Annotated in this window: 11 protein-coding genes and 2 pseudogenes; 9 read left to right on the top strand and 4 right to left on the bottom strand. The window is 54.4% G+C overall.

Going from position 1 to position 15,922, the window contains the following annotated elements:
* Positions 1-26 precede the first annotated feature (26 nt).
* Together dadX and ACS0RQ_RS16380 are read left to right on the top strand one after the other, a co-directional pair.
* Positions 27-1,097 carry a catabolic alanine racemase DadX gene (gene dadX / locus ACS0RQ_RS16385; RefSeq protein ID WP_271851146.1) on the top strand — a complete coding sequence of 357 codons (1,071 nt, stop codon included), beginning with the start codon at positions 27-29 and terminating at the stop codon, positions 1,095-1,097.
* Positions 1,058-1,174 (top strand): annotated as a pseudogene (locus tag ACS0RQ_RS16380) (hypothetical protein); the annotation flags it as partial. The gene dadX and the pseudogene ACS0RQ_RS16380, both read left to right, overlap by 40 nt.
* A gap of 3 nt (positions 1,175-1,177) precedes the next feature.
* Here the strand turns inward: ACS0RQ_RS16380 and ACS0RQ_RS16375 are convergent.
* Positions 1,178-2,812: pseudogene (locus tag ACS0RQ_RS16375) on the bottom strand (potassium/proton antiporter); the annotation flags it as partial.
* Between the two features lie 173 nt (positions 2,813-2,985).
* Entirely contained in the window at positions 2,986-3,897 is a 912-nt protein-coding gene (ldcA, locus tag ACS0RQ_RS16370; RefSeq protein WP_271851144.1) for a muramoyltetrapeptide carboxypeptidase, read from the bottom strand.
* 98 nt (positions 3,898-3,995) lie between these two features.
* On the opposite strand from ldcA, the gene emtA reads away from it, so the two are divergent.
* Positions 3,996-4,610, top strand: coding sequence for a membrane-bound lytic murein transglycosylase EmtA (emtA, locus tag ACS0RQ_RS16365; RefSeq protein WP_039079519.1), 615 nt, complete (start codon positions 3,996-3,998; stop codon positions 4,608-4,610).
* Positions 4,611-4,657: 47 nt separating this feature from the next.
* Here emtA and ycgR read toward each other — a convergent pair whose 3' ends face one another.
* Positions 4,658-5,392, bottom strand: coding sequence for a flagellar brake protein YcgR (gene ycgR, locus ACS0RQ_RS16360; protein WP_250352696.1), 735 nt, complete (start codon positions 5,390-5,392; stop codon positions 4,658-4,660).
* Between the two features lie 210 nt (positions 5,393-5,602).
* Between ycgR and ACS0RQ_RS16355 the strand changes: the two genes are divergently transcribed.
* On the top strand, positions 5,603-5,857 hold the full coding sequence (locus ACS0RQ_RS16355) for a GlsB/YeaQ/YmgE family stress response membrane protein (RefSeq protein ID WP_039079496.1): 255 nt from the start codon (positions 5,603-5,605) through the stop codon (positions 5,855-5,857).
* 69 nt (positions 5,858-5,926) lie between these two features.
* Here the strand turns inward: ACS0RQ_RS16355 and ACS0RQ_RS16350 are convergent, their stop codons facing one another.
* Positions 5,927-7,621: an alpha,alpha-trehalase gene (locus ACS0RQ_RS16350; protein WP_271851143.1), complete on the bottom strand. Its 1,695-nt coding sequence runs from the start codon at positions 7,619-7,621 to the stop codon at positions 5,927-5,929.
* Between the two features lie 1,037 nt (positions 7,622-8,658).
* On the opposite strand from ACS0RQ_RS16350, the gene ACS0RQ_RS16345 reads away from it, so the two are divergent.
* From ACS0RQ_RS16345 to tssM, 5 genes are read left to right on the top strand one after another with little or no spacing between them, the layout of a single operon-like run.
* Positions 8,659-9,153, top strand: a complete 495-nt coding sequence (locus tag ACS0RQ_RS16345; protein WP_047370836.1) for a hypothetical protein — start codon at positions 8,659-8,661, stop codon at positions 9,151-9,153.
* A gap of 22 nt (positions 9,154-9,175) precedes the next feature.
* Positions 9,176-9,682 carry a type VI secretion system lipoprotein TssJ gene (gene tssJ / locus ACS0RQ_RS16340; RefSeq protein WP_039079493.1) on the top strand — a complete coding sequence of 169 codons (507 nt, stop codon included), beginning with the start codon at positions 9,176-9,178 and terminating at the stop codon, positions 9,680-9,682.
* Between the two features lie 25 nt (positions 9,683-9,707).
* Positions 9,708-11,051, top strand: coding sequence for a type VI secretion system baseplate subunit TssK (tssK, locus tag ACS0RQ_RS16335; protein ID WP_132438858.1), 1,344 nt, complete (start codon positions 9,708-9,710; stop codon positions 11,049-11,051).
* 15 nt (positions 11,052-11,066) lie between these two features.
* Positions 11,067-12,305, top strand: a complete 1,239-nt coding sequence (locus ACS0RQ_RS16330) for a DotU family type VI secretion system protein (RefSeq protein WP_271851142.1) — start codon at positions 11,067-11,069, stop codon at positions 12,303-12,305.
* 2 nt (positions 12,306-12,307) lie between these two features.
* A complete protein-coding gene (tssM, locus tag ACS0RQ_RS16325) occupies positions 12,308-15,922 on the top strand; it encodes a type VI secretion system membrane subunit TssM (protein WP_271851140.1) in 3,615 nt (1,204 codons plus the stop codon).

The raw sequence follows: 15,922 nt of genomic DNA, 5'->3' as shown, positions 1-15,922 counted from the left end.
CGTCCACCTAAAAACAAGGAGAACGTATGTCTCGTCCTGTCCAGGCGACTGTCGACTTACACGCACTTCGGCAGAACCTGCAGGTAGTCAGGCGCGCCGCACCACACTGCCGCGTCTGGTCAGTGGTGAAGGCTAACGCCTACGGTCATGGAATCGATCGTATCTGGCGTGCGCTGGAAGGCACCGACGGTTTCGCGCTGCTTAATCTGGAGGAGGCGATCCTTCTGCGCGAGCGCGGCTGGAAAGGGCCGATTCTGATGCTGGAAGGCTTTTTCCACGCCGACGAACTGCCGCTGTTTGATAAATATCGCCTGACCACCAGCGTGCACAGCAACTGGCAGATTAAAGCCTTGCAGGATGCCCGGCTACACGCGCCGCTGGATGTTTATCTGAAAATGAACAGTGGCATGAACCGGCTGGGCTTTCAGCCTGAGCGTGTGCAAACCCTCTGGCGGCAACTGCGGGAGTTGAGCAATGTGGGTGATATCACTCTGATGGCCCATTTTGCCGATGCGGAAAAACCGGACGGGATTGCCGGGGCGATGATACGCATTAACCATGCGTCGGAGGGGCTTGATTGTCCGCGTTCGCTGTCCAACTCCGCCGCCACGCTTTGGCATCCGGAAGCCCACGGCGACTGGGTGCGCCCCGGCATCGTGCTGTATGGCGCGTCCCCGTCCGGGGAGTGGCAGGATGTGGCTGGCAGTGGCATCAAACCGGTCATGAGTCTGACAAGCCAGATTATTGCCGTGCAAACGTTGCGTGCGGGGGACTGTGTGGGCTATGGCAGCCGCTATCGTGCCTCGCAGGAGCAGCGTATTGGCATCGTAGCCTGCGGTTATGCGGACGGTTACCCGCGTCTCGCCCGAACCGGTACACCCGTGCTGGTGGACGGTATTCGCACCGGGACGGTAGGAGCCATTTCGATGGACATGCTGACGGTTGACCTGACGCCGTGCCCGCAAGCGGGCATCGGTACGCCAGTTGAACTTTGGGGTAACGAGATTAAAATCGATGAAGTGGCTGCTTGCGCAGGGACGGTTGGCTATGAATTAATGTGCGCACTCGCACCGCGCGTCCCCGTTGTGACAGTGTAACTCTGGTGAGGCGGTCACTCCGCCTCGTCATCCGCGACCCGGACACCGACCTTACGCACCGCGTCCTCTTCCTTCTCTGCAACCGTCCAGATCATGCCGGCAAACTCCACCTGATCGCCTACCACGGGTGCTGCCCCGAGCAGTTGCTGAACAATCTCACCGAGAGTTTGTTGTTTATCACGGTACTCCAGGCCATCTTCCAGACCATAAATCAGCGCCACATCGGCAAACTTCGCATCGGCTTCGAGAATAAAATCCCCGAAGAAACGCTGATCCAGCGAGACCGGAGGAGACTGACTAAACAACTTACCCAGCGCGGGCAGGTCGCGTTCACGACCAATCACGCACAGCACGTCACCTTCACGCAGCCGCGTACTGCCGGTAGGATGCAACAGCGAATTATCGCGAAACAGGGCGGCAATACGCGTTTCGGATGGCATGTGCAGGTCGCGAAGGGCGGCGCCCACGCACCATTTATCGGCGCTCAACTGGTAGACAAACTGCTCCCACGGATTTTCCGGGTGGATATCCAGCCCGACGCGGGAAACCGGCCAACCCACGGGCGGTACCACGACCCTGGCTTTTTTCGCCGCCCACGACAGCGATGTCCCCTGGAATAGCAGCGAAATCAGCACCACGAAGAAGGCGACATTAAAAAACAGCCGTGCATTGTCCAGACCGGCCATCATCGGGAAGACGGCAAGAATGATCGGCACCGCACCCCGCAGCCCCACCCAACTGATGAAAATGCGCTCGCGCAGGTTGAAACCGCGAAACGGCAGCAGCCCGGCGAATACTGACAGCGGACGGGCGAAAAAAATCATCCATGCCGAGAGGATCAGCGCCGGAATGGCAATTGGCAGCAAATCAGATGGCGTGACCAGCAGCCCCAGGACAAGGAACATGCCGATTTGCGCCAGCCAGGCCAGGCCATCGAAGTTTTGCTGAATGGCGTAACGATTGCGTATCGGGCGATTGCCCAGCACAAAACCACACAGATAGACCGCCAGTATCCCGCTGCCTTCAATGGCAGTGGTCACCGCGAACACCAGAATGCCGCCGCTCAGCGCCAGCAGAGGATAGAGCCCGGCGGGCAGTGAGATGCGATTGATCATCTGTTGCAGCAAATAGCCGCCCGCGAGACCTAACACGATACCCAGCCCAAACTGCTGAATAATGTGCACGACAAACATCCAGCTCAAGCCCGCATGATGCTGCTGAATCATCTCAATCAGTGTGATGGTCAAAAAGACCGCCATCGGATCGTTGCTGCCGGACTCAATTTCCAGCGTTGAACCGACACGCTCGTTCAGCCCTTTCCCGCCAAGCAGCGAGAACACCGCAGCCGCGTCCGTTGAGCCGACAATCGCGCCGATCAGCAACCCTTCCATAATGTTAAGGTGGAACAACCAGGCCGCCATCATCCCGGTCAGCCCGGAAGTGATAAGTACGCCCACCGTCGACAGGGAGAGGGCAGGCCACAGCGCCACGCGAAAGGAACTTGCCTGGGTTCGCATCCCGCCATCAAGCAAAATCACCGCCAGCGCGAGGTTACTGACCATATAGGCGAACGGATAATTGTCGAACGGAATGCCGCCAATACCGTCAATGCCTGCCAGCATGCCAATGGCGAGAAAGATAACGAGGATCGGGATACCGAGACGGGAGGAGAAAGAACTTAATAAAATACTGCAGGTTACAAGTACTGAACCCAAAATAAACAGACTAATTACCGCCGCTGCATCCAATGTCGTGCGTCTCCTCTTACCTGAAAAATAGTGAAACCCATAACCGCTCAGTGCCTGAATACGCTGAGCAGCTATGGTTTAAAAACCCGATATATATTAACGGCAGAAATACAGATTTAATCAGTCGGTTAAACGTTTTTTTATGCGCCCAATACGGGATGACCGGACATAGTCAGTCGTGAGCGCTCATCATGCTCTAATACCGCATGCGCGCCCAGAGGCAGCGTGACGGTCTCTTGCTCATGACCAAATGCAAGCCCCGTTATCACCGGGATCGAGAGCCTGCTTCGCAGGTATTCCACCATCGTATTAAGATTGTAGCCTGCATCGTATTCATTGGGATCGGCGCTGGTGAAACTGCCCAGTACGAGCGCCTTCTGACGCGCGAGAATGCCGCAATGCAGCAACTGCAGCAGCATACGTTCCACGCGGAAAGGATGCTCATTGATATCCTCAACCACCAGAATGCCATCCTCAATATCCGGCAGCCACGGCGTGCCGATAAGCGAAACCAGCATCGCCAGATTCCCCCCCCATAACGTGCCCTGGGTGTGACAACGTGGGCCTTCGCCGCGCCACTCGACGGTCAGTTCACGCTGGCGCAGCGCCTGCCAGAAATGACGCTCGGTAAATTCATTCAGTGTTGGTGCGCCGAAATTGCCAGCCAACATCGGGCCGCTAAAGGTGATCACGCCGCCACGGGCTAATAAGCCCATCTGCACCACCGTAAAATCGCTGTGTCCACAGATAAGCAACGGCTGGGATTGTTGTCGGCGAATAAGGCCTTGCCAGTCGATATATTCCAGCAGACGGCTGGCGCCATAGCCGCCGCGAACGGGGAGAACGATAATATCCGCACCTTCGAGCGCGACCAGGCTATTGAGATCATGGAGACGTTCGCTCTCCTGACCCGCAAAGCGTTGGTCGCGGCGGGTAATGACACCACGGTTATCCACCTGATGTCCCTGTAACTCCAGCCGTTGAACCCCAAGCGCTGCGGCCTGCTGATTAATGCAGTAACCGGAGGGCGCAATCAAATGAAACCTCGACATGGCAATTCCTTGCTGACATCTAATTGGAAACGGTTATCATGCCGCTAACCCTGTTTGTTGTCATCCATAGTGATGCGTTCACCAAAGAAGGATTGCGTGTGAAATTGAGATGGTTTGCTTTTTTAATTGTGCTTCTGGCGGGTTGTAGCTCGAAACGCACGGACTACCGTAACCCGGACTGGAACCCGGAAGTCCCGGTCAAACGGGCCATGCAGTGGATGCCAGTCAGTGAAAAAGCGGGGGCGGCGTGGGGCGTCAGTCCGCGTCTGATTACCGCGATGATTGCGGTTGAGTCAGGCGGCAACCCCAACCTTGTCAGTAAATCAAATGCCGTTGGGCTGATGCAGTTAAAAGCCTCCACCTCCGGGCGCGAAGTGTATCGCTATATGGGCTGGAGCGGTGAGCCTACAACCAGCGAGCTGAAAAACCCGGAGCGCAATATCTCCATGGGGGCTGCGTATTTGAGCATTATGGAGCACGGCGTACTGGCGGGAATAAAAGATCCGCAAGTGATGCAATATGCGCTGGTTGTCTCCTATGTGAACGGCGCAGGCGCGCTGCTGCGGACATTCTCATCCGACCGGAAAAAAGCGATCGACAAGATTAACGACCTGAGTGCTGACGGCTTTTTTGAACACGTGGTAGAAAACCACCCGGCACCACAGGCGCCGCGTTATATCTGGAAAGTACAGAAAGCGATGAACGCCATGTAAACGCCATATCAATGTGAAAAGACCCGCCTGGATGAGCGGGTCTTTTTTTAGCGTACGCGGCTGGCGCGTTCACGGGCCTCGCGCTCAAGCGCAAAAATAATACGCTGGAGTTCACGTTCAACACCGGGGCTGACGTTAAGAAAGCGAAAACTCAGCCGCGGCGTAGTAATGGTTTCGTTTTTGCCGTCTACCACTTTTCGCTCACCGATGGCGATAAGCTGTGCGTCAAAATAGAACTGTCCCCATGAGGCCATATCCAGCTCTATCTGGGAAAAGCGCATACCCGCCTGCAATCCTTCCGGAACGGTACCATCCAGTAACGCGCCCATACCGCCGAGTGAAAGGTCGAACAGGCGGAAACGCAGTTCCGTTTTTTTGTCCGGCATTTTGGCTTTACAGAAATAGGCGGGGTGCAGCGGGGCGTTGATGCGAAAGTATTCGCGACGCTGAATGAAATAGAGGCTTTCTGGCAGTTCAGAAATGAAAGCGGGCAAAGCCTGATAATCGCCGCTGTGCAGTGTGGGAAGGGTAAATTCGACTTTGGCACCCTGGGTTTCGGCGGTGATGGTCACTTTTGTGGCGCGTTGCACTGCTGTGTTATCAAACTCCTGACTACCAAAGTCCATGATCAGCTCATCGGGGTTCACTTCGAGGATCTTACTGATGAATTGCCCGCTCGACCATGCAATGCACACTGGTACCTGGCTCTTTTGCAAATCGCGCAAGACGCCGAGTACGGCTAATGGACTATTTTTCAGGAACTGCTCACTGTACTTACTCACGCCGAAAGGCTCCTTGATCACTGACAGACAGTCTTGATGCACTATCGGCAATTCCGGAGAATTCTTAATACAAATTCATAAAAATTTTCTGAGGAATTGCAATTAAGTCCGTGAGATGAAAATGCTTTTCACGCTATCGCCTATACTCTAGTCAACGTGCGGGAATTATGCACGATACATACATATGACGTTGTAGCAGGAGAAAAGTAAATGGGCATCATCGCGTGGATTGTTTTTGGTCTGATTGCAGGGGTTATCGCAAAATTAATCATGCCTGGCCGGGATGGCGGCGGATTCATTTTGACCTGTCTACTTGGGATCGTGGGGGCGGTAGTCGGTGGTTGGCTGGCGACCCGCTTTAATTTTGGCGGCGATGTAACGGGTTTTAACCTTCATAGCTTCCTGGTTGCGGTGGTGGGTGCCATCATTGTACTGGCCGTCTTTAGGCTGTTACGGCGGGGTTAATTCTTTCCTGAATGAACAAGGCCGGTGAGTGTGTTCACCGGCCTTTTCTTTTATTATGCTTTTATTGTGTTACTGTGCCGCCGCTTTTTGCGGTTCGGTTGCCGTCTGGGTAGCCGGCTCACTGGCAGGCAGACTGTCACAAGGCTGCTCTTTCGGACAAACCAGATCGAGCATTTTCAGCGTCACGCCGTTTGTCCAGCCGAAACCATCCTGCAACGGGTATTCGCCGCCGCCACCACCTGTCCCGGTGCTGCTGACATCATATTTTTCCACCAGCTTTTTCTCGCGGTCATAGGTATGTTGCACGTTTGACAGGAAGCGCCAGGTGACATCCATCGACAGTTTTTTCTGGTCGTAGTTTTGCAAACCGGCGACCGCCACCCATTGCAGGGGGGCCCAACCATTCGGTGCATCCCATTGTTGACCACTGTTGACGGTGGTTGTGGAGATCCCGCCGGGTTTCAACAGCCGCGACTGCGTGGCTGCCGCTACTTTCGTCGCGCGATCTTTTGCCGCCGCATTCACATACAGTGGGAAGAGGGCGGCCGCCGTCAACTGATTACGCACCTTTTTGGTTTTCAGGTCGTAATCGGCATACCAGCCCTCTTTATCATTCCACAGGTTGGCTTCTATGGCTTTCTGGCGGGCCGAGGCCAGCGCTTCATACTGGCTCGCTTTAGCGCTGTCGCCGGACGCCTGGCTGGCGCGGGCGATCATTTTTTCCAGTTTGAACATCAGCGCATTCAAATCCACCGGTACGATGCTGGTGGTGCGGATAGTCCCCAATTGTTCGGGGTTATCCATCCAGCGTGAGCTGAAATCCCAGCCCGATGCCGCAGCGGAGCGCAGATCCCGGTAGATTTCTGTTGCCGGACGATTGGGGTTATTCTTCGCGGTGGTGACATCATCCAGCCAGGATTCCGGGCGCGGGGTGTCTTTATCATCCCAGTAGCGGTTCAGCACCGAACCGTCATCAAGCTTAACGACCCGCTTGCTGGCCTGACCGTTTTGCAGCCCCTCCAGACCGTCCATCCAGTAGTGATACTCTTTTTCCATCTCAGGCAGGTAGGTCTTGAGTACGTCATCACCGTCATGGGATGCCAGTAATTCAACCATAAACGCAAAGAACGGCGGTTGGGAGCGGCTCAGATAGTAACTACGGTTGCCGTTGGGAATGTGGCCCCAGGTATCAATTTCATAGGCGAAGTTAGCCACCATATCTTCAATTTTGTCCCAGTGTCCGCTCTCCGCCAGGCCCAGCATGGTGAAATAACTGTCCCAGTAGTAGACCTCGCGAAAACGGCCTCCCGGCACCACATAAGGCTTCGGCAGAGGGATCAGAGAGTCCCACTTACCGGCTTTGTCCGTCGTGCGCGTCAGTACGGGCCACAGGCCATCAATGTGCTCACGCAGGTTTTGCCCTTCCGGGGGAACATACTTTTCCCCTTCTTTTGGCAGATCAAAGTTGACGTTTACGAAGTGGCGAAGATCAAAGCTGGTCTGGTTTCGCTGCATCCGGTAATCCGCAAGGATCATCAAGGGGTCGCCCTTGGGAACGGCATCGGCGAAGGTTTTTTGATCGGGAAAGAGTTTGGCGCTTTGCACATCGCTAAACAAAGGGCCGAGCAGGATGTCCGGTGACTGTGGGGTGTTGGGCGCATCCGCCGCCAGAGCCGACGGCATAAGTGACAGCAGGGCACCGCCCAGTGCGATGTGCATAGCAAGATACAAGGTGCGCTGACGGCGCAAATCTGGTCTTGTCATTAAATGTTCTCCTTAGCGGGTGAAAAGCGAGGCCGCAGTAGCCAACCTTGTGAAAACCTTAGTCGAATATCAGCCGAACGGCGTGCCCTGTGTGGCATTTTCCGCCCTTCCAGACAATTTACCTTGCCGGTCACTGATATAAGTAAAACTTATTGCTTAAAAGTCGATTGCACGCATTTTGATCATTTATTTAACCAAAATTGGGTAGAAAATAGTTATTTCTGCAAATAAATAAGATTTCCGTCAAATAAAATAACAGTGATTGATCAGTTTTTCTTATTGAAAACAAAATGTCATATTTGTTTTGCATCAAATAAGCTGAATTGATTCATTTACTGACCGTTTACGTTAAGTTAGCGGTGCTAAATAGTGTCGCACCGGAAATAATTTATTTAGCTGGGATAAAATATTTTCGCTGTTGATTATTTCGCTATGGTCAGAGCAGGTGAGTAATATTCACTTTGTTACAGCTTTTATATTTCACTTTATCGACCTGGCAGGGCTTGACTTATCAGGTGTCATTCAATATTCCGCACAGTAAATGTGGCTTTTGGGCTACTAATAATGAGGGGTTAAATATGCAAAATTACATTTTTAGGATTTATCTGATAACGAACCTTGCAGGATATGTTTTTGCCATAAATAATCGATAAAATCATTAAATACAGTGGGTTGATCTTCATTTGAAGGGGTTCTAAGCTCTGCCTGGCTATGATTTCTACTATCAGAAGACCTAAGTGAAATTATTTCTTGAGAATTATCTTAATTTAGATAAATTTTAAATATTCATTTTTCATTAAGGCTGAGATGATATTGAATTGTATCGTCTCGTCTGTAAAATTTAGACACGATTATCATTGATGAAGTCATATTTCGCTGCCTTGCTGGTGCAACGGCTCGTGCGGTAGCTATGCCTTTAATTCATTATTTGATCGGTTTGCAGGGTAAGGGAGAGACTTATTTTGAAAGAATGAAAAAGTTCTTTCCTAAACGTTCCAGTTCCACACAGTAATATATTTGCAATGGAAATCACCGTTATGAAAATGCGAAATGTATTAGCCCTTCTGTTTGTTTTTGCACTCTCCGCATGTAAAGCGCCACCGCCGGCGACGCCCACAGACGACACGATTGTGACCAGCGAGGTGAATGGCACCACGCTTACCCACCGCTATGCGGTAAAACCGCCGAAAGAGTTTCAACCCATTAAAGAGAACTACCGTGCACTCTATCCTGCGTCGCTGATGAGCACGCCGGATTACGGCGGCAAAATGATCCGTCAACTGCAAACCGGTAAAACCTACGTTGTACTGGGCCAGGTTGAGCACTTCTGGATGGCTCTGGCCGATGAAGGTCAGGAAGAGTTGATTGGTTATGTTCCGATGCGTGCTGTAGTGAAAAGCGAGCTGTACGACGAAACGGTACGCAAACAAACCCCGCGCCTGAGAGCCCGCCAGAAACAGACCTGTGTGTCGGTTGATGGTAGCAGCAAAGCGTGTAAAAACAGCAACTCAGGTACGTGGATTCTCAATTAATTCGCCATCATGAGCGATGGATATGAAAACTAACTTCGTGGTACGCCAGCTCATCCTGGCGTTTTTCCTTACGCTGACCACCCTGGTCAGCGGTTGTGGATCGACTTCACATAGCGTACCTGCCAGTTACACCCTTCAGTTCCAGGCGCACCCGCAGGTCAACGCATCCGCGCCGCTCAAAGTCAGGGTTTTGCTGTTGAAATCCGACGCGACATTTATGTCCGCCGATTTCTGGTCGCTACAAAACAATGCGGGAAACACCCTTGGGGGTAACCTGCTCAACAGCGATGAGTTCTTCTTACTGCCCGGTCAACTGACAAAAACACTCACCGGCCAGGCTACCCCGGAAGCACGCTATATCGGCGTGATGGCGGAGTATCAGGCGCTGGATGGCAAAAAATGGCGGATCTCCATTCCGCTTCCCGTGCAGGGTGAAAGTCGCTTTTATGAATTCTGGAAATGGTCGTCTGACTCACTTGAAGCCAGCGTTTTTCTCGACGTGAACGGGATCCGCGTCGTTTCCAGATAGCGCCCAGTCTTAACAGGAAAACAGCATGAACAAAGCAGAAAAGGTCGTCTGGACCGAGGGTATGTTTCTGCGTCCTCATCATTTTCAACGTGCGGAAAGCCACCTGCATAGCCACATTCGTGAATGGGGGGCGTTACAACGGCCCTGGCTATGGGGCTTTCTGGACCTTGAACTGGATGACGCAATGTTGCGCCAGGGCTGTATCGCGCTGAGTTATGCCAGCGGTCTGCTACCGGATGGCACCTTTTTTTCCTTTCACGATCCGCGTCATGCGCCCGCGCCATTAGCCATTGGGGATAACGTAACCAATGAGCGTGTCGTGCTGGCCTTACCTGCCCGCCGGGGTGGGCGTGAAGAGGTCATCTTCAGCGAAGATAAAGAGTCACTGGCGCGCTACGTGGCCTGGGAAGCCGAAGTGGATGATGACAACGCCATTTCCGTTGGCCCGGCGGCCGTGCAGTTTGGTCGTTTACGCCTGAAACTGATGCTGGAAAAAGATCTGACCGCCGAGTGGACGGCGATGGGTGTGGTTCAGATACTGGAAAAGCGAAACGATAATCACATTCGTCATGATTCGGCCTATATTCCGCCGATGCTCAACGCCACCAACAGCGCGCCGCTGTACGCGATGATCAACGACCTGCAAAGTCTGCTATCCCAGCGTAGCCAGCAGTTTGCCCAGCGTCTGCGCCAGCCTGGCCGCTTCAATACCACGGAAATGGTCGAATTTTCTCTGCTGGCGTTGATCAATCATCACGTCGGCTTGATTTCGCATCTGAAAACCTTGCCGCTGCTGCACCCGGAAGAGCTGTGGCGCGAATGGCTGGCCTTTGCCACCGAATTAACCACCTGGACATCCGCCCGTGCGCCGGATGAGGTACTACCGGTTTATGACCACGACAACCTCGCCGGCTGCTTTAGCCGTCTGGTGCTGATGTTACGTCAGGGGCTGTCGCTGGTGCTGGAAGAGCATGCCATTCAACTGCCGCTTACCGAACGCACCCATGGACTCAATGTCGCGACGCTGCCGTCCACCAGCATGGCGCGGGAGTTTGGTTTTGTCCTGGCGGTGAAAGCCAATGTGCCAGGCGAGATGCTGCAAACCCATTTCCCGGCGCAGATGAAAGTCGCCCCGGTCACCAAAATCCGAGATCTGGTGCAACTCCAGCTTCCCGGTATGAAGCTGCGGGCAATGCCCGTCGCGCCGCCGCAAATTCCCTGGCATGCGGGCTACAACTACTTCGAACTGGAAAAAGGGGGCGAGCTCTGGAGCGAAATGGAGAAATCCGGCGCCTTTGCGCTGCATCTGGCAGGTGAATTTCCAGGACTGGACATGGAATTTTGGGCCGTCCGTAGCCCAAAAGATTAATAGCGAGCGCAAGATATGCAGGAACAACACGCTAACGGCCGTGATGCCGAAGTTGCGGGCGCGGGGGGGAACAACCCTCTGGTGACCGCCGCTAACCCGCTGCTTAACGCGATACCGCAGATTCGCCACTCTGTTTCTCACGACGACCAGGCCGGCCTGCGCCAGCAATTGATTGATGAAATTCGCCGTTTTGAAGTGCGCTGCCAGCAATCGGGTCTTGCGTATGAAGTGATTGTCGGGGCGCGTTATTGCCTGTGTACCGCTCTGGATGAAGCGGCGGCGCTGACCCCCTGGGGAAGCCGTGGCGTCTGGTCCGGCAGCGGTCTGCTGGTGACCTTTCACAACGAAACCTGGGGTGGCGAGAAATTTTTCCAGTTGCTGGCGCGCCTGTCGCAAAATCCGCGTGAGCATATCGTCCTGCTGGAGCTGATTAATTTTTGCCTGTTGCTGGGCTTCGAAGGTCGCTATCGGGTCATGGACAATGGCCGAACCCAGCTTGAAACCATCAAGCAGCGTTTGTGGCAGATGATTCGCGGCGTACGGGGAAATTATCCGCCGCCGTTGTCGCCGCATCCGGAAGATCAGCCGGTGCTGCGCAAACTCTGGCGCCCAATGATCCCGCTGTGGGCCTGTGTGGCGCTGGCCGGGTTTCTTGCCTGCCTGTTTTATATCGTTCTTAACTGGCGACTTGGCGATAACACGAACCCGGTACTGGCAAAAATTTACCAGACCACATTGCCAGAAGCGTCCATTGCCCAACCGGCGCCATCGTTGCCGCCCGTGCTTAACCTGCGCGGCTTCCTGAAACCGGAAATCGACGCCGGGCTTGTCGCGGTGCGCGATGAAACGGATCGCAGCGTTGTCACCCTAAAAGGCGACGGGCTGTTTGCGTCGGGGTCAACGGTGGCACGTGAAAACTACGCACCGGTGATTGACCGCGTCGCGCAGGCCATGAACAACGTCAGCGGCAAAATTCTGGTGGTGGGCTACAGCGATAACGTACCGATCCGCAGCGCACGCTTTGCTTCCAACTATGAACTGTCCCTCGAACGCGCGCGCTCTGTACAGTCGCTGTTGCAAAAACATTTAAGTCAGCCGGATCGCGTGAAAGCGGAAGGGCGGGGTGAAATGAACCCCATCGCGCCGAACAATACGGCGGAAAACCGCGCCCGCAACCGCCGCGTGGAGATAACGTTACTGGTTTCGCCGGGTAATACGGCAGCCGAACTGAACGGATTGCCACAAGGAAACTAAGGATGAATAGTCTGCTTTCAATTCTGACGAACCGCATATTGTGGGGTTTTCTTGGGATGACAGCGCTGGCAGCGGTGATATGGATGATAGGTCCGCTGCTCTCTGTCGTTGATTCACGCCCGCTGGAGTCTGAACAAAACCGGATTATCACCATCGCGGTGATGTATTTCATCTGGGTGCAAAGCCACATTATTCCGCGTCTTTACAACGCGTGGCTGAACCGCAAACTGATGGACAACCTGAAAAGCGACAATGCGCCGAAAGAGACGGCGGATCACAAACGGTTGAACAGCGAAGAGCAAATCCTCGCTGACCGTTTTGAAGAAGCGTCTCAGGTGCTGAAAAAAGCGCATTTCAACCAGCCGGGTCAGCGTGGCGGGCAATGGACCCAGCGTTTCAGCACGCAGTACCTGTATCAGTTGCCCTGGTATGTCGTCATTGGTGCGCCGGGCGCCGGGAAAACCACCGCGCTGGTTAACTCCGGGCTGCAATTTCCGCTGGCCGACAAATTTGGCAAAACGGCGCTGCGTGGGATTGGTGGTACGCGCAACTGTGACTGGTGGTTTACCAATGAAGCAGTTCTGCTGGACACCGCCGGACGTTACAGCACCCAGGAGAGCGAGCAGGCGCAGGATGCCAGCGAATGGCTGAAATTCCTCGGCCTTCTGCAAAAATACCGTCGCCGTCAGCCCATCAACGGGGTGATTGTCACCGTGAGCGTCGCCGATCTGCTCACCCAGTCAGGCGATGCCTCACGCGAACAGGCGCTTAATCTACGCAAACGCCTGACCGAACTGCATGAACAACTGGGCATCCGTTTTCCGGTCTATGTACTGGTGACGAAAGCGGATCTCCTGAAAGGCTTTCGTGCCTATTTTGCCGGGTTCGATAAAGCCCAGCGTGACCAGATCTGGGGTTTTACCTTCCCCTGGCAGGAGGGCAAGCAGGCCGATTTTGACCTGATGGGGCGTTTTACCCAGGAGTACGCGTTACTGCAACAGCGCCTCGATGCGGCCTTACCGGATATTTTGCTGCACGAGAACGATCCGAAAGCGAGAGCCGAAAGCTACCTGTTCCCCCAGGAGTTTGCCGCGCTGCGTCCGCTACTGGCCGATTATCTGCAAACGCTGTTTGCCCGCTCGAACTTCGAAACCGAATTTTCACCGCGCGGTATCTATCTGGCGAGCGGTACCCAGGAAGGGTTGCCGTTTGACCGGGTGATGGGAGAACTGGGACGTTCGCTCTCACTTCCTCGCGGTAATACCGGTGACAGTTGGGATAGCGTCAGCAAAGAGGAGCCGGTACCCGGCGGTAAAGGACAAAGCTTCTTTATCAAAAACCTGCTGCAAAACGTTATTTTTCAGGAAGCCGGTATTGCCGGGCAGAATCGCTGGTGGGAAATGCGCAACCGGGCGGTCATGTGGGCCGGTTATGCCGCGCTGCTGGTTCTGCTGGTGGTGATTAGCGGTCTGTGGCTGACAAGTTACAGCAACAACAAAACCTATCTGCAGGAAGTCGAAGCCAAAGTGCCTGGTATCAGCCAGGAGATTAAAGCGCTGCGCGAGCGTCCGCAAGGCGATGTCTTTGCCTTACTGCCGCTGCTAAACAGCCTCGCGGCGCTGCCGCAAAGTGAGGACTTCGACGTTAACAGCCCGCCACTGACCCGCCGTATGGGGCTGTATCGAGGCTATGACGTTTCCGATGCATCACAGGCGTTGTACCAAAAAGCGTTGCAGGAGTTGCTGTTACCGGATGTGGCGTCACGCATCACCACCTGGCTGCGAAATGATAACGGCAGCGATGTGGAATACAGCTACGAAGCGTTAAAAGCGTATCAGATGCTCTACCAGCCGAAACATTATGACGGCAAGTTCCTGCATCAGTGGGTCATGCTCAACCTGGAGCGCAATCTGCCGCAGAACATGACGCAGGCCCAGCTTCGTCGTCTGGAATGGCATTTGACCCAACTGCTGGAGCCGCAAATTCAGTCGTCGCCGTTTGCCAAAGATGAAGCACTGATTGCCAGGGAACAGGCATTAATCAACCAGCAACCGCTCGCGGCGCGCGTCTACGGACGCCTGAAACGTCTGCTCGCGGCGGATGAAAACCTCAAGCCGGTTTCGCTGGCCTCGCTGGGTGGTCCGCAAAGCGAGCTGGTGTTCTCGCGCAAGAGCGGTAAGTCGCTCAATGACGGTATCCCCGGTTTATATACCCCGGACGGTTACTGGCAGCATTTCGATAAGCAGATTGGCACTGTGACCAACGCGCTGCATACCGATGATGCCTGGGTACTTGGCTCCACCGTCAAACAAGAAGATCAGCAGCAGACGGATAACGCGGTACGCCAGCTTTACGCGCGGGATTTTATCAGCCAGTGGGACAGCTTCCTTAGTGATATTGCGCTCAACAACAGTGCCAATCTTTCACAGCGTATTAATACAGCACGTCTGCTCTCGGGCAACAGTTCGCCGCTGCGCCAGTTGGTGGTCAACTTAAGCCAGGTATTGACGCTGACCCGTGACACTCCGGAAGAGGGCGAAAAAAAGCCGGAGGAGGGCAACAGCACCAGCCGCACACTCAACGTGTTGTTTGGCAATCGTGATAACGCGAACGCTGCGCCTGCCGCCGCTACGGCGCAGACGCCGGAACAGCGGGTAACGGAACACTACGCGCCGATTATCGAACTGGCTCAGCCGTTGGAAAAAGGCGGCAAAACCATCGTGTTTGATGATTTTTTAAAGCAGGTTGATGAACTTTATCGCTATCTGACAGCGGTACAGGATGCGGCCAACAGCGGCATGCCTGCCCCTGGCGGTGAAGCCATCAGTCGCCTGCAGGCCAGCGCAGGACGTCTGCCCGGCGGGTTGCAGTCTATGTTCAGCAATATGGCGGTGGGCGCCAGTAGCGATACGCAAAGCCGCGAGCTGGAAAATGTCCGCAAGCGCATCAGCGTCGAAGTGGGCGGTTTTTGCCGCCAGGCCATCGCCGGTCGTTACCCGTTGGTTCGGAACGCCAGCAGTGAAGTGACGCCAGACGATCTGGCGCGCATGTTTGCTCCGGGCACCGGCCTGATGGACAGTTTCTTTCGTGACAACCTGACCAGCAAAGTGGATACCACCCAGTCACCCTGGCGCTTTATGCCGGGCATTGATGGTAAGACCTTGCCAGGTAGCGAAGGATTACTGGCGCCGTTTCAACAGGCGCAATCTATTCGCGATGCGTTTTTTGCCGGGGGAAGTACGACGCCCTCTTATCGAGTGACGGTGCGTACCGTGAGCATGGACAACGCGATTTTGAACCTGACGCTGGATGTGGATGGGCAGATTCTCCGTTACAGCCACGGTCCACAGGCGGTGCAACTGGTGAACTGGCCAGGGCCGGGCGGAACTAACCAGGTACGGATGCAGCTTGGGCTGACGAACGGCACCACCTCGACGCTGGTGACCAATGGAGCATGGGCGCTGAACCGCTTTGTTGACAAGGCGCGTGTAACACCGGGCAGCAGCAGCCTGAGCCGCCAGGCAACCTATAATGTTGATGGACACCAGGTCACGCTTGAGTTCATCCCTGGCAGCATTCGCAACCCGTTTCAGCTTCCCCGTTTCGCATGCCCTTAA

The sequence above is a fragment of the Phytobacter diazotrophicus genome (assembly GCF_052061655.1).
In the GTDB taxonomy this organism is placed as follows: domain Bacteria; phylum Pseudomonadota; class Gammaproteobacteria; order Enterobacterales; family Enterobacteriaceae; genus Phytobacter; species Phytobacter diazotrophicus.
This window is presented reverse-complemented; position numbering and strand designations above follow the sequence as displayed.